The sequence below is a fragment of the Mycobacterium sp. Root265 genome (assembly GCF_001428895.1).
In the GTDB taxonomy this organism is placed as follows: domain Bacteria; phylum Actinomycetota; class Actinomycetes; order Mycobacteriales; family Mycobacteriaceae; genus Mycobacterium.
On sequence record NZ_LMJA01000033.1, the window covers coordinates 1 to 13100 of the forward strand.

13 protein-coding genes, 1 tRNA gene and 1 pseudogene are annotated in these 13100 nt (G+C 66.4%); 10 read left to right on the forward strand and 5 right to left on the reverse strand.

Translation table 11 applies throughout. The features are described 5' to 3' along the window. Positions 1 to 110 precede the first annotated feature (110 nt). The 3 genes from ASE48_RS30595 to ASE48_RS30605 are packed head-to-tail and all read right to left on the reverse strand — an operon-like array spanning position 111 to position 1491. Positions 111 to 881, reverse strand: a complete 771-nt coding sequence (locus tag ASE48_RS30595; RefSeq protein ID WP_057170979.1) for an MBL fold metallo-hydrolase — start codon at positions 879 to 881, stop codon at positions 111 to 113. Continuing rightward, positions 878 to 1333 carry a RidA family protein gene (locus ASE48_RS30600; protein ID WP_057170980.1) on the reverse strand — a complete coding sequence of 152 codons (456 nt, stop codon included), beginning with the start codon at positions 1331 to 1333 and terminating at the stop codon, positions 878 to 880. Before ASE48_RS30600 ends, ASE48_RS30595 begins: the two co-directional genes overlap by 4 nt. Then, entirely contained in the window at positions 1330 to 1491 is a 162-nt protein-coding gene (locus ASE48_RS30605) for a hypothetical protein (RefSeq protein ID WP_105362063.1), read from the reverse strand. The genes ASE48_RS30600 and ASE48_RS30605 overlap by 4 nt, the downstream gene beginning before the upstream one ends. Before the next feature lie 48 nt (positions 1492 to 1539). On the opposite strand from ASE48_RS30605, the gene ASE48_RS30610 reads away from it, so the two are divergent. Both ASE48_RS30610 and ASE48_RS30615 read left to right on the forward strand, forming a co-directional pair. Then, entirely contained in the window at positions 1540 to 2568 is a 1029-nt protein-coding gene (locus ASE48_RS30610) for an ArsA-related P-loop ATPase (protein WP_057170982.1), read from the forward strand. 28 nt (positions 2569 to 2596) lie between these two features. After that, on the forward strand, positions 2597 to 3721 hold the full coding sequence (locus tag ASE48_RS30615; protein ID WP_057170983.1) for an ArsA family ATPase: 1125 nt from the start codon (positions 2597 to 2599) through the stop codon (positions 3719 to 3721). Here ASE48_RS30615 and ASE48_RS30620 read toward each other — a convergent pair. After that, positions 3718 to 4044 carry a WhiB family transcriptional regulator gene (locus ASE48_RS30620; RefSeq protein ID WP_057171209.1) on the reverse strand — a complete coding sequence of 109 codons (327 nt, stop codon included), beginning with the start codon at positions 4042 to 4044 and terminating at the stop codon, positions 3718 to 3720. The two genes, ASE48_RS30615 and ASE48_RS30620, sit on opposite strands and share 4 nt — an antisense overlap. A gap of 255 nt (positions 4045 to 4299) precedes the next feature. Between ASE48_RS30620 and ponA2 the strand changes: the two genes are divergently transcribed. The 4 genes from ponA2 (at position 4300) to ASE48_RS30640 (ending at position 9111) form a co-directional block, all read left to right on the forward strand. After that, on the forward strand, positions 4300 to 6744 hold the full coding sequence (ponA2, locus tag ASE48_RS30625; RefSeq protein WP_057170984.1) for a transglycosylase/D,D-transpeptidase PonA2: 2445 nt from the start codon (positions 4300 to 4302) through the stop codon (positions 6742 to 6744). Between the two features lie 20 nt (positions 6745 to 6764). Beyond that, entirely contained in the window at positions 6765 to 7712 is a 948-nt protein-coding gene (locus ASE48_RS30630; protein ID WP_057170985.1) for a metallophosphoesterase, read from the forward strand. Further along, positions 7709 to 8812: a PLP-dependent cysteine synthase family protein gene (locus tag ASE48_RS30635; protein WP_057170986.1), complete on the forward strand. Its 1104-nt coding sequence runs from the start codon at positions 7709 to 7711 to the stop codon at positions 8810 to 8812. Before ASE48_RS30630 ends, ASE48_RS30635 begins: the two co-directional genes overlap by 4 nt. A gap of 225 nt (positions 8813 to 9037) precedes the next feature. Further along, a tRNA-Pro gene (locus ASE48_RS30640) sits at positions 9038 to 9111 on the forward strand. Positions 9112 to 9251: 140 nt separating this feature from the next. Here the strand turns inward: ASE48_RS30640 and ASE48_RS30645 are convergent. After that, positions 9252 to 9611: an Rv2640c family ArsR-like transcriptional regulator gene (locus ASE48_RS30645; protein WP_057170987.1), complete on the reverse strand. Its 360-nt coding sequence runs from the start codon at positions 9609 to 9611 to the stop codon at positions 9252 to 9254. Between the two features lie 104 nt (positions 9612 to 9715). Here ASE48_RS30645 and ASE48_RS30650 point away from each other — a divergent pair, with 104 nt between their 5' ends. From ASE48_RS30650 to ASE48_RS30670, 4 genes and pseudogenes are all read left to right on the forward strand, one after another. Beyond that, positions 9716 to 10183, forward strand: coding sequence for an ArsI/CadI family heavy metal resistance metalloenzyme (locus ASE48_RS30650; protein WP_057171210.1), 468 nt, complete (start codon positions 9716 to 9718; stop codon positions 10181 to 10183). Positions 10184 to 10250: 67 nt separating this feature from the next. Beyond that, a complete protein-coding gene (locus tag ASE48_RS30655) occupies positions 10251 to 10610 on the forward strand; it encodes an ArsR/SmtB family transcription factor (RefSeq protein WP_057170988.1) in 360 nt (119 codons plus the stop codon). Then, a pseudogene (gene arsB / locus ASE48_RS30660) lies at positions 10607 to 12155 on the forward strand (ACR3 family arsenite efflux transporter). The gene ASE48_RS30655 and the pseudogene arsB overlap by 4 nt, the downstream one beginning before the upstream one ends. A gap of 134 nt (positions 12156 to 12289) precedes the next feature. After that, positions 12290 to 13078 carry a bestrophin-like domain gene (locus tag ASE48_RS30670; RefSeq protein WP_057170991.1) on the forward strand — a complete coding sequence of 263 codons (789 nt, stop codon included), beginning with the start codon at positions 12290 to 12292 and terminating at the stop codon, positions 13076 to 13078. Positions 13079 to 13100: the final 22 nt, after the last annotated feature.

Here is a 13100-nt window from a genome sequence, read left to right on the forward strand (position 1 = left end):
GGGCGATAACCCCTAGCCATCACCCCATTCTCGAGGACACCAACCGCCAAGTCACCCCGACACACTCACCAATTCGCAACAGCCACTGATTCCGACTGAGACTCCACAAATCACTGTCTGAGGTAATCCAGCTGGGCCTGCGTCGACTTCTCGGCGGCCGGCCACAGCTTCTTGTCCACATCGGTGTAGACGTGTGCGACGACCTGTTTCGCGGTGGCGTCCTCACCCAGAACACGCAGCGCTGCGCGGACCTGCCCCAGGCGGGCTTCGCGGTGGGCCAGGTATTTCGTGGTGGCGTCGGCCAGATCGGCGAGATCGGGTCCATGGCCCGGCAGCACGGTACGCGGGCCCAGTCCCTGCAGCCGGCGCAGCGATTCCAGGTAGGCCGCCAGGCTTCCGTCCTCATCGTCGATGACGGTGGTGCCGCGGCCCAGCACGGTGTCGGCGGTCAGGACGGCGTCATCGACGAGGAACGACAGCGAGTCCACGGTGTGGCCCGGGGTGGCCATCACGGTGATGCGCAGACCGGCCGCGTCGATGACCTCGCCGTCGGTCAGCGGTCCGCCCATACCCCGCAGGAACCCGCTGCCCACCGCACGGACCACGGCGCCGGTGCGCTCCACCAGCATGTCGATCCCGTCGGTGTGATCGCCGTGCTTGTGGCTGATCAACACCAGCGGGATCTTGCCCAGTGCCGCAATCCGCTCGATGTGCTCGGTGTCGTCGGGACCGGGGTCGACGATCACCATCTCGTCGCTGCGCGGGCCGCGCAGCACCCAGGTGTTGGTGCCGTCCAGCGTCATGATGCCCGGGTTGTCGCACAGCAGCACCGAGGCCGATGCGGTGACCGGCCTCAGGACGCCGTACGCGGGATGGGTCACGAAACCTCGACTATCACCTCGACCTCGACCGGGGCGTTGCGCGGGAGTTCGGAAACCCCGACGGCCGAGCGCGCGTGCGCGCCGGCCTCGCCGAAGACCTCACCGAACAGTTCGGAGGCGCCGTTGATGACGCCGGGCTGTCCGTCGAATCCCGGCGCCGAGGCCACGAAGCCGACGACCTTGACCACCTTGACCACCGAGTCGATGCCCACCAGCGAGTGCACGGCGGCCAGCGCGTTCAGCCCGCATTGGCGGGCCAGTTCCTTGGCCTGCTCCGCGGTGATCTCGGCGCCGACCTTGCCGGTGGCCAGCAGTGCACCGTCGCTGATCGGCAGCTGCCCGGCGGTGTAGACCAGGTTTCCGGTGCGCACCGCGGGCACGTAGGCCGCCAGCGGCGCCACCACGGCGGGCAGCTCGATGCCCAGTTCGGCGAGCTTCGACGAGACGGTCACTTGGGTCGCTTCAGATAGGCGACGTGCTGCTCACCGGTCGGACCGGGCAGCACCGACACCAGTTCCCAGCCGTCGACACCCCAGGTATCGAGGATCTGCTTGGTTGCATGCGTCAGCAACGGAACTGTGGCGTATTCCCAACGGGTTAACTCGCTCATGTGGGCGAGCTTATCCGGACGCGCGGTACGCATGGATAGCATGCAGTCGTGGAACAAGAATCCAACGACCGCAAACCGGTCGGCTGGCCGTCCCGCCTGACCAAGGCACGGCTGCACTTCGTCACCGGCAAGGGTGGCACCGGGAAGTCGACGATCGCGGCGGCCCTGGCGCTGGCGCTGGCCGCCGGGGGCCGCAAGGTGCTGCTGGTGGAGGTCGAAGGGCGCCAGGGCATCGCGCAACTCTTCGATGTGCCACCGCTTCCCTACAAGGAAGTGAAGATCGCCACCGCCGACGGTGGCGGGCAGGTCAACGCGCTCGCCATCGACACCGAGGCGGCGTTCCTGGAGTACCTGGACATGTTCTACAACCTCGGCATCGCCGGGCGCGCGATGCGCCGTATCGGTGCGGTCGAATTCGCCACCACCATCGCGCCGGGCCTGCGGGATGTGCTGCTCACCGGCAAGATCAAAGAGATCGTCGTCCGCAACGACAAACCGGCCAAAGGCGGCCAGACCGCCTACGACGCGATCGTCGTCGACGCTCCCCCGACCGGCCGGATCTCGCGCTTCCTCGATGTCACCAAGGCGGTGTCCGAATTGGCCAAGGGCGGCCCGGTGCATTCCCAGGCCGACGGCGTGGTCAAGATCCTGCACTCGGATCTGACCGCCATCCACCTGGTGACCCTGCTGGAGGCGCTGCCCGTGCAGGAGACCATCGAGGCGATCAGCGAACTGCGCGAGCTGGATCTGCCCATCGGTAGCGTCATCGTCAACCGCAACATCCCCTCACATCTGCCCGCCGCGGACCTCACCAAGGCCGCCGAGGGCGACATCGACGCCGACGCAGTCCGTGCCGGTCTCGCGTCGGCGGGTATCACGTTGTCGGACACTGATTTCGCCGGCCTGCTCACCGAATCCATCCAGCACGCCACCCGGATTGCCGCGCGCGCCGAGAGCGCGGAACTACTCGAGGATCTCGACGTGGCCCGCCTCGAACTTCCCGCCATCGCCGACGGCGTCGACCTCGGCAGCCTGTACGAACTCGCCGAAGCACTTGCCGCCCAGGGAGTCCGCTGATGAGCGCTTGCGCGAAGAGGAGTCAATCATGAGTAGCACGCCTCCTGTCCTGGACCTGGGCGCCATCCTCGCCGACACATCCAACCGGGTCGTCGTGTGCTGCGGCGCCGGCGGCGTCGGCAAGACGACCACCGCGGCGGCGATGGCATTGCGGGCGGCCGAAAGTGGTCGCACCGTCGTGGTTCTGACCATCGACCCGGCCAAGCGGTTGGCGCAGGCACTGGGAATCGAGAGCCTGGGCAACAACCCGCAGCGGGTGCCGCTGGCACCCGAGGTGACCGGTGAACTGCACGCCATGATGCTCGACATGCGCCGCACCTTCGATGAGATGGTGTTGCAGTATTCGTCGGATTCCGAACGCGCAGAGGCGATTCTGGAGAACCAGTTCTACCAGACGGTGGCGACGTCACTGGCGGGCACGCAGGAGTACATGGCGATGGAGAAGCTCGGCCAGCTGCTGGCCGAGGACAAGTGGGACCTGATCGTGGTCGACACTCCGCCGTCGCGCAATGCGCTGGACTTCCTGGACGCACCGAAGCGGCTCGGCAGCTTCATGGACAGCAGGCTGTGGCGACTGTTGCTGGCCCCGGGCCGCGGCATCGGCAAGCTCGTCACCGGGGCTGTCGGTTTGGCGATGAAGGCGCTGTCCACGGTGCTCGGATCCCAGATGCTTTCTGACGCAGCAGGTTTCGTGCAGGCGCTGGATGCCACCTTCGACGGTTTCCGGCAGAAGGCGGACAAGACCTACGAGCTGCTCAAGCGCCGGGGCACCCAGTTCGTCGTGGTGTCGGCGGCCGAACCGGATGCGTTGCGCGAGGCGTCGTTCTTCGTCGACCGGTTGTCGCAGGAGAAGATGCCGCTGGCCGGTCTGATCCTCAACCGCACCCACCCGACGCTGACCGGGCTGGCCGGAGAGAAGGCGGCCGAGGCCGCCGATCAGCTGGACGCCAGCCAGGGCGAGGGCGGGTTGACCGCGGCGGTATTACGTGTGCACGCGGCGCGGGCAGCCACCGCCAAGCGCGAGGTGCGGCTGCTGTCCCGGTTCACCGGCGCCAACCCGCACGTGGCGATCGTCGGGGTGCCGTCACTTCCGTTCGACGTATCGGATCTGGAAGCGCTGCGCGCCATCGGCGATCAGCTCGCGGGCGTCTAGACCGCGCTGCGGTGCTTGCGCTGGGCGGCGAAGAAGTCCGCCCAGGAAACCACCTCGGGATGCTGCTTGAGCAGGGCGCGGCGCTGACGTTCGGTCATACCGCCCCAGACACCGAACTCGACCTTGTTGTCCAGGGCGTCGGCGCCGCATTCGGCGATGACGGGACAGTGCCGGCAGATGACTGCGGCCTTACGTTGGGCTGCTCCACGCACGAAAAGCTCATCCGGGTCTGCCTGCCGGCAGCGCGCCTGCGAAACCCACGCGATCCTGGCCTCGGCCTCAGCTCCGGGGGCGGCTGCGTGGAGTTGGGGGCTAACGCCAATCTTGTGCGTGACAGATGATGTAACTGACACCAGCGATCCCTTCGTCCGGACTACATAACACGTAGATGTAATCTGCGCCACATTGCGTCAAGAGTGTTACCTGAATCGCATTGTGTGTCCAAGCTAGGTGGTCAGTGGCCTTTTACGCAACAGTCAGATCACGCTTTTTTGGGACGACCGTGCCGTCAGGCCCCCAAAATCGATATTTGCGCGGCTCGCGGGCCCCGATTGGACCCCCTGGCTACTCTGTAACTCATGCCAGAGCAGCCCCCGACACGTCCACCGGTAGCGGTGACGGTCATCAAACTGATGTGGTGCTGCCTGCTGGCCGCGGTCATCGCGGCCGGATTGATGTTCCCCGTCGTCGGTGGAATCGGCCTGATGTCCAACCGGGCCTCCGATGTGGTGGCCAACGGATCGGCCCAGTTGGTCGAGGGTGACATTCCTGCTGTTTCGACGATGACCGACGCCCGCGGCAACCCGATCGCCTGGCTGTACACCCAGCGCCGTTTCGAGGTGCCCACCGACCAGATCGCCAACGCCATGAAGTTGGCCATCGTCTCCATCGAGGACAAGCGGTTCGCCGAGCACAACGGCGTGGACTGGCAGGGCACGCTGACCGGCCTGTCCGGCTATCTGTCCGGCAACCTGGACACCCGCGGCGGCTCCACCATCGAGCAGCAGTACGTGAAGAACTACCAGCTGCTGGTGGTTGCGCAGACCGACGCCGAGAAGCGTGCCGCCATCGAGACCACCCCGGCCCGCAAGCTGCGCGAGATCCGGATGGCGCTGACGCTGGACAAGACGCTGACCAAGCCGGAGATCCTGACCCGGTATCTGAACCTGGTGTCGTTCGGTAACGGCGCCTTCGGGGTCCAGGACGCCGCCCAGACGTATTTCGGTGTCAATGCCTCCGAGCTGAATTGGCAGCAGGCCGCGCTGCTGGCCGGCATGGTCCAGTCGACCAGCGTGCTGAACCCCTACACCAACCCCGAGGGGGCACTGGCCCGCCGGAACCTGGTGCTGGACACCATGATCGAGAACGTCCCGCAGGAAGCCGAGGCGCTACGGGCCGCCAAGCAGGAGCCACTCGGCGTGCTCCCGACGCCCAACGAGTTGCCGCGCGGCTGCATCGCGGCCGGGGACCGCGCCTTCTTCTGCGACTACGCGCTGGATTACCTGGCCCGCGCCGGAATCAGCAAGGAGCAGATCGCCAAGGGCGGCTATCTGATCAAGACGACGCTGGATCCCGACGTGCAGGCCAACATCAAATCCGCCGTCAACCAGTTCGCCCCGCCGGACATCGACGGCGTTGCCAGCGTGATGAGCGTCGTGCGGCCGGGCAAGGAAGCCCATCCGGTCGTCGCGATGGCCAGCAACCGCACTTACGGCCTGAACACCGACGCAGGCGAGACCATGCAGCCACAGCCCTTCTCGCTGGCGGGCAACGGCGCGGGCTCGGTCTTCAAGATCTTCACCGTGGCCGCCGGCATGGAGATGGGGATGGGCATCGACACCCAGCTTCCGGTGCCGCCGGCATTCCAGGCCAAGGGGTTGGGCAGCAGTAGTTCGCCGGGTTGCCCCCCGGCCACCTGGTGTGTGCGCAACGCCGGTAATTACCAGGGCTCGATGAACGTGACCGATGCACTGGCCACCTCGCCGAACACCGCGTTCGCGAAGCTGATCTCGCAGGTGGGCGTGCAGAAAGCCGTCGACATGTCGGTGCGGCTGGGCCTGCGGTCCTACGCGCTGCCCGGCACGGCCCGCGATTATGACCCTGACAGCAATGAGAGCCTCGCCGATTTCGTGAAACGGCAGAACATCGGCTCTTTCACCCTGGGCCCCATCGAGGTCAACGGCCTCGAGCTGTCCAATGTCGCCGCCACCATCGCCTCGGGTGGGACGTGGTGCCCGCCGAACCCGATCGACAAGGTCTTCGACCGCAACGGCACCGAGGTCGCGGTGACCACCGAGACCTGCGAGCAGGTCGTGCCCGAGGGCTTGGCCAACACCCTGGCCAACGCGCTGAGCAAGGACGACACCGGTGCGGGCACCGCCGCCGGGGCCGCCGGTTCGGTGGGCTGGAACCTGCCGATGTCCGGTAAGACGGGGACCACCGAGTCGAACCGCTCGTCGGCCTTCCTCGGTTTCACCAGCGAGTTCGCCGCCGCCAACTACATCTACGACGATTCGACCACCCCGAGTGAGCTGTGCTCGTTCCCGTTGCGTCAGTGCGGCTCCGGCAACCTGTTCGGCGGTAACGAACCGGCCAGGACGTGGTTCGCCGCGATGAAGCCGATCACCCCGGACACCGTGGTGCTCCCGCCGACGGATCCGCGCTACGTCGAGGGCGGGCCGGGTTCCCGGGTGCCCAGCGTGGGTGGCATGAACCTGGACCTGGCCCGCCAGCGTCTGCGGGAAGCCGGTTTCCAGGTCGCCGACGAACCGCAGCCGGTGAACAGCACGTCGCCGGCCGGATACGTGGTGGGCACCTCGCCGTCCGGGCAGACCATCCCCGGCTCGATCATCACCATCCAGACCAGCAACGGCATCGCGCCGCCTCCGCCGCCACCGCCGGTGGGCATCCCGGGCCTGCCCGCACCGGTCGGGGAGACGGTCATCCAGATCCCCGGGCTACCGCCCATCACGGTGCCGGTGCTCGGGCCGCCACCTCCGCCGCCACCCCCTCCGGTGCCGTGACGGAGCAGTAAGCTGCTCACATGTCGCACCTGAAGAACACTGCCGCGATCGCCGCCGGCACCCTGGCCGCAGGGATCGGCTATGCGTCGTTGATCGAGCGCAATGCGTTCGCGCTTCGGGAACTGACGATGCCGGTGCTGACACCGGGATCGACCCCGCTGCGGGTGCTGCACCTGTCCGACCTGCACATGCTGCCGCGTCAGCGGCGCAAGCAGGCCTGGCTGCGCGAGCTGGCGACGTTGGCGCCCGACTTCGTGGTGAACACCGGGGACAATCTCTCGCACCAGAAGGCGGTGCCCGCCGTCGTGCAGGCGCTCGGTGACCTGCTGTCGGTGCCCGGCGTGTTCGTGTTCGGCAGCAACGACTACTTCGCGCCCAGGCCCAAGAACCCGGCCAACTACCTGTTCAACAAGAAGCGCCGCATCCACGGTGATCCGCTGCCCTGGCAGGACCTGCGGGCCGCGTTCACCGAGCGGGGCTGGCTGGACATGACGCACACCCGCCGCGAGTTCGATGTGGCCGGGCTGCGGATCGCCGCCGCCGGGGTGGACGATCCGCACCTCAAGCGGGACCGCTACGAGACCATCGCCGGAGCGCCCAGCCCGACGGCGAACCTGTCCCTGGGCGTCACGCACTCCCCCGAGCCGTGGGTGCTGGACCGGTTCGCCGCGGACGGCTACCAGCTGGTGATGGCCGGGCACACGCACGGCGGTCAGCTCTGCCTGCCGTTCTACGGCGCCATCGCGACCAACTGCGAACTGGACCGCACACGTGCCAAGGGCCCGTCGCAGTGGGGCGCCACCATGAAGCTGCACGTGTCGGCGGGGATCGGCACCTCCCCGTACGCGCCGGTGCGGTTCTGCTGCCGGCCCGAGGCCACCTTGCTGACTCTGGTGGCCACACCCACCAAGGGTTCGGTGCTGGGTACCCGTGCCGGGCAGGCACATCCGACCGTATCGGCACGGTGAGCGCCGGAGGCGATATCGCCTGTAGTCGGCCGCGGGACTGGGTGGACAACGCCGTCCGGTTGATCGAGGCCGATGCACGACGCAGCGCCGATACCCACCTGCTGCGCTATCCGCTGCCGGCGGCGTGGGCGGACGAGTTCGACGTCCAGCTCTATCTCAAGGACGAGACGACGCATATCACCGGCAGCCTCAAGCACCGGTTGGCGCGTTCGCTGTTCCTGTACGCGCTGTGCAACGGCTGGATCGGCGAGGGCACCACCGTCATCGAGGCCTCCTCCGGCTCCACGGCGGTGTCCGAGGCGTACTTCGCGGCGCTCCTGGGCCTGCCGTTCATCGCGGTGGTGCCGTCCTCGACCAGCCCGTCGAAGATCGCCCTCATCGAATCACAGGGCGGGCGTTGCCATTTCGTCGCGGCGTCATCCCAGGTGTACGCGGAGGCCGAGCGGCTGGCCGAGCAGACCGGCGGGCATTACCTGGACCAGTTCACCAATGCCGAGCGCGCCACCGACTGGCGCGGGAACAACAACATCGCCGAGTCGATCTTCGAGCAGATGGGCCAGGAGACGCACCCGATACCGGACTGGATCGTGGTGGGCGCCGGGACCGGAGGCACAAGCGCCACCATCGGCCGCTATCTGCGCTACCGCCGGCACCGCACCCGGTTGTGCGTCGTCGATCCCGAGAACTCGGCCTTCTTCCCGTCCTACGCCCAGCGCGACCCGGCAGTCGAGACCGGGGCTTCCTCCCGCATCGAGGGCATCGGGCGGCCGCGGGTCGAACCCTCGTTCCTACCCGGCGTGGTGGACCGGATGATGACGGTGCCCGACGCGGCCTCGGTCGCGGCGTCCCAGCACGTCAGCCGGGTCCTGGGCCGCCGGGTGGGGCCGTCGACAGGCACCAACATCTGGGGCGCGTTCCGGCTCCTGGCCGAGATGATGTCCCAACAGCAGAGCGGCTCAGTGGTGACGTTGTTGGCCGACAGCGGCGACCGCTACGCCGACACCTACTTCGACAGCGAGTGGCTGGCCAGCCAGGGGCTGAACCCGTCCGAACCAGCCTCGGTGCTGGCCCAGTTCGAATCCTCGGGCCGCTGGGCCTGATCCTCGCGCCGCCCGCTGAGGTACAGCCACACCGCCGCCAGTACGAAGAACCCGATGTAGATCGCCGCTCCCAACCCGGTCATATCTGCCTCACTTCATGTCATGGACCGCCCCCGACGGCGTCCTTGCCATCTACAACACCATTGGGGTCCGACATCCTTCCCGGGAGGCGGTAGCCGTTTGGCTTTCCGCCCGCCCGGTGCGATACGCTGTCGTGGCTTCACACGGGGTGTGGCGCAGCTTGGTAGCGTGCTTCGTTCGGGACGAAGAGGTCGCAGGTTCAAATCCTGTCACCCCGACACATGAGAGGCCCTCATCCGGTTCAACCGGGTCAGGGCCTTCTTGCTGTCGGGGTGTCAGCGGATGAGCGGGCGGCCGAGAGGTAGTGCGGTGCCGCCGGTTTCCGCCCAGAGTGCCGCGCCGTAGCAGCACACGGCGATCAGCGGCAGCAGTTCGGGTCGAGCACGGTGCACAACGCCTGCAGGGCCTCTGGGTGCGCGCGGTGAAACATGTTCATACCGCGGCGCTCCGAGAGGACGAGACCGGCCTTGCGCAGTTGGGCCAGGTGATGACTCACCGTGGATTCGGTCAGCCCCAGCGCCGCGGCGAGGTCGCCACTGTTCTGCTCCCCCGCCGACGACGAGAACAGGTACGACATCAGTTTCACCCGCGCTGGTTCGGCGAGCGCCTTGAGCCGCAACGCGACGTTGAGCGCGTCGTCATCGGTCATCGGCCCGGCCGCGACCGGGGCGCAGCACACCGGTGCGGACGTATCGATGACAGGCAGCGCTTTGGGCATGACGCCAGTCTGCCAGATGGATTGACATATATCTAAAAGGTGGCAAGCTGGGCCGTGACGCGCCACTTCGATATATGTCAAACAACCCCCAGGAGGATGAGTTCATGTCTCGTGTGCAACTAGCGCTCAATGTCGATGACCTCGACACAGCGATCGCGTTCTACCGCAAGCTGTTCGGCACCGATCCGGCCAAGGTGAAACCCGGCTACGCCAACTTCACCGTGGCGGATCCGCCGTTGAAGCTGGTACTGCTGGAGAACCCCGGCAAGGGCGGCACCATCAACCACCTCGGCGTGGAGGTCGCGTCCAGCGAGACCGTCCACGCCGAGATCGCTCGCCTGAGCGACGCGGGCCTGTTCACCGACGAGGAGATCGGCACCACGTGCTGCTTCGCCACTCAGGACAAGGTGTGGGTGACCGGGCCGGCCGGCGAAAAGTGGGAGATCTACACGGTGCTCGCCGACTCCGACAGCTTCGGTTCCAGCCCGCAGCATCTTGATGACAGCACCGACGTCTGTTGCGGCAGTCAGCGCACCACTGCATCGACTGCGACGGAGACCTCCTGCTGCTGACCCACCCGACGGGTCGTTCACCAACTGTTCGCTTGCTACCTGATTCGATGGATGTCAATATCGATGCATGTCGAACTCGTCCGATGCGGGAGACGCGTGTTGCGTCACTCCACCCCTGCTGAATGAGCCGCTGACCGAGCAGGCCGCCACCGAGATGGCCAAGAAATTGAAGGCGCTCGCCGACCCGGTGCGGCTGCGCTTGTTCAGCGCCATTGCCAGTCATGCCGGCGGTGAGGCCTGTGTGTGTGACATCTCGGGCGGCATCGATGTGTCGCAGCCGACGGTGTCTCACCATCTGAAGGTGCTGCGCGACGCCGGCCTGTTGACCTCCGAGCGCCGGGCCTCGTGGGTGTATTACGCCGTGATCCCCGCAGCATTACGCGAGCTGTCCGCGTTGTTGGACCCCGACACGTTGGTGCCTGCGTGACCTCGGCGCAGACGTCGGCGTCGCCCGTGGTCGCGAAGCTGTCCGTCCTCGACCGGTTCCTGCCGGTGTGGATCGGCATCGCGATGGTCGCCGGTCTGTTCCTGGGCCGATCGATCCCCGGGCTGAACACTGCCCTGGAAAGCGTTCAGCTCGACGGCATTTCGCTCCCGATCGCTGTCGGTCTGCTGATCATGATGTACCCGGTGCTCGCGAAAGTTCGGTACGACCGGCTCGACACGGTGACCGGCGACCGGCGACTGTTGCTGAGCTCGCTGTTCTTGAACTGGGTGTTCGGGCCGGCGTTGATGTTCGCCCTGGCCTGGCTGATGTTGGCGGACCTGCCGGAATATCGGACCGGCCTGATCATCGTCGGACTCGCCCGGTGCATCGCGATGGTCATCATCTGGAACGACCTCGCCTGCGGCGACCGCGAGGCCGCCGCCGTCCTGGTGGCGCTGAACTCGATCTTCCAGGTCGTCATGTTCGCCGTCCTGGGCTGGTTCTACCTGTCGGTGCTGCCCGGCTGGCTCGGCCTGGAACAGACCACCATCGACACCTCACCGTGGCAGATCGCCAAATCGGTGCTCATCTTCCTGGGCGTACCGCTGCTCGCCGGTTACCTGTCCCGCCGGATCGGCGAGAAGACCAAGGGCCGCGACTGGTACGAGTCGACATTCCTGCCCCGGATCGGACCGTGGGCCCTCTACGGGCTGCTGTTCACCATCGTGATTCTCTTTGCGCTGCAAGGCGAACAGATCACCGGCCGGCCTCTCGACGTGGTGCGCATCGCGCTTCCCCTGCTGGCGTACTTCGCGATCATGTGGGGTGGCGGCTACCTGCTCGGCGCCGCAATAGGCCTCGGCTACCAACGCACCACCACTCTGGCATTCACCGCCGCCGGCAACAACTTCGAACTCGCCATCGCGGTGGCGATCGCCACCTATGGTGCCACCTCGGGCCAAGCCCTGGCCGGCGTCGTCGGGCCACTGATCGAGGTTCCGGTCTTGGTCGCCCTCGTCTATGTATCACTTGCTCTGCGTAAGCGGTTCGCCGACCGCACGGCCTCAGCCGCCACATCGACGACGAAGGATTCCTGACACCATGCCCGACAGCCACGCAGCCCGGGTCGACGACGGCAAGCCCACCGTGCTGTTCCTGTGTACCCACAACGCCGGCCGCTCCCAGATGGCGCTGGGTTACTTCACTCACCTTGCCGGCGATCAAGCGGTGGCCTGGTCGGGTGGATCCGAACCCGGCGACCACATCAACCCTTCCGCCATTGCTGCCATGGCCGAGGTGGGCATCGATATCACCGGCGAGTTCCCCAAGCCGTGGACCGACGAGATCGTGCGGGCCGCCGACGTGGTGATCACCATGGGCTGCGGGGACGCCTGCCCGATCTTTCCCGGAAAGCGTTATCTGAACTGGGAACTGCCCGACCCGGCCGGCCAGGACGTCGACGCGGTGCGTCCCATCCGCGATGACATCGAAGAACGCGTACGGCGCCTGCTGGCCGAACTCAACGTGACCACACGCCAGGGCTGACCGTGCGCAGGCCGCACGACAAACTCACAAACGTCGCCACCTGAGGTTCGGACGCCCTAGATTGGCAGCGATGGTTGCGCGTTGCGCCAACCGAACCAGTAACACCGTGCTGGCCGAGCCGAGGAACTTCACCGATGAGTCAATGGCTCGTAAGTCATATTCCGTCCCTCGCTCTGTTGATCGGCCTGATCGTGATCATCTCCGGTGGTGCGGTCCTGGCCCAGAAGCTCATCCGCCGTCGATACCCGCGACTCGCGGTCGGCGAGCACAACGACGTCACCAAATTCACCTACGGCTTCATCGGATTCGTCTACGCCTTCTTCATCGGGTTCGTCGTCTCCGCCATGTGGAGCCAGATCAGCAGCGCCGACACCGCGGCGCGCGCTGAAGGTGCCGCGGCGGTCCAGATGGCCAGAGACCTCACCGTGTTCGAGCAGGCAGACCAGGACCGGATCCGGGAAGCACTGCTGGCCTACGAGCAGGCCGCTGTCGCCGAATGGACCAACGCCCATGCCGCAATCTCCGAAGAGGCCGACAGAGCCCTCGCCGAGGTGTACAACGTCTACCAACAAGTCCAGGCGAAGACCGACGTCCAGAAGACCTTTCTCTCAACGTCGTTTTCCAACCTCGACAAGATGAGTCAGGCCCGCACCGCCAGAATCTCGACCGCCAGGTCAGATGTCGGACCCCCGTGGCCGCTGTGGGCGGTCATCTTTCTGACCAGCGCGATGGTGCTCGGCACGGTGATCATCTACGGCGTCGAGAAGCCCGGCCAGCACTATCCCATCGTGGCCATCGTCGGCGCCATCATCGCGATGAATCTCTATCTGGTCCTTCAGTTGTCCCACCCTTACGTCGGCGAGATCGCGACATCGTCCGACCCGCTGCAGGCAGTGGTCCAGGTACTCACAAAACCGCGCTAGCAACACGCGGCGTCGTCGCGAT

Excerpts from the sequence above, each read along its gene's own strand:
- ASE48_RS30630 (WP_057170985.1), top strand. The coding sequence starts at position 6,765 with ATGTCGCACCTGAAGAACACTGCCGCGATCGCCGCCGGCACCCTGGCC.
- ponA2 (WP_057170984.1), top strand. The coding sequence starts at position 4,300 with ATGCCAGAGCAGCCCCCGACACGTCCACCGGTAGCGGTGACGGTCATC.
- ASE48_RS30655 (WP_057170988.1), top strand. The coding sequence starts at position 10,251 with ATGTCGAACTCGTCCGATGCGGGAGACGCGTGTTGCGTCACTCCACCC.
- ASE48_RS30605 (WP_105362063.1), bottom strand. The coding sequence starts at position 1,491 with ATGAGCGAGTTAACCCGTTGGGAATACGCCACAGTTCCGTTGCTGACG.
- ASE48_RS30670 (WP_057170991.1), top strand. The coding sequence starts at position 12,290 with ATGAGTCAATGGCTCGTAAGTCATATTCCGTCCCTCGCTCTGTTGATC.
- ASE48_RS30650 (WP_057171210.1), top strand. The coding sequence starts at position 9,716 with ATGTCTCGTGTGCAACTAGCGCTCAATGTCGATGACCTCGACACAGCG.
- ASE48_RS30615 (WP_057170983.1), top strand. The coding sequence starts at position 2,597 with ATGAGTAGCACGCCTCCTGTCCTGGACCTGGGCGCCATCCTCGCCGAC.
- ASE48_RS30645 (WP_057170987.1), bottom strand. The coding sequence starts at position 9,611 with ATGCCCAAAGCGCTGCCTGTCATCGATACGTCCGCACCGGTGTGCTGC.